The sequence below is a fragment of the Oscillibacter valericigenes genome, assembly GCF_021531435.1.
GTDB classification, from domain to species: domain Bacteria; phylum Bacillota; class Clostridia; order Oscillospirales; family Oscillospiraceae; genus Oscillibacter; species Oscillibacter valericigenes_B.
The window spans coordinates 1-225 of sequence record NZ_JAFBIS010000092.1 but is presented as its reverse complement, the minus strand read 5'-3'; the positions used below and the strand labels follow the sequence as shown (position 1 = coordinate 225).

At 50.7% G+C, this 225-nt stretch carries 1 protein-coding gene; it reads left to right on the top strand.

All coding sequences use genetic code 11. The annotated features are described in order from the left end of the window. Positions 1-225, top strand: a 225-nt coding sequence (locus JQM68_RS13690; protein ID WP_235223570.1) for a transposase, incomplete at both ends; no start/stop codon positions are given.

The window sequence follows — 225 nt, the reverse complement described above, 5'->3', positions numbered from 1 at the left end:
TCTGGATCGGAGAGCATGAAAACAGCAAATTCTGGTTAAATGTGCTGAATGATCTCAAAAGCAGGGGCGTTTTGGATGTATATCTGTTCTGCACGGACGGCCTGTGTGGGATGATGCAGGCTATCGAGGCCGTCTTCCCAAAAAGTCGGCTGCAGCGCTGCATCGTCCACCAGGTGCGCAGTTCCACCAGATATGTCAGCTACAAGGACATCAAGAAAGTCGTTG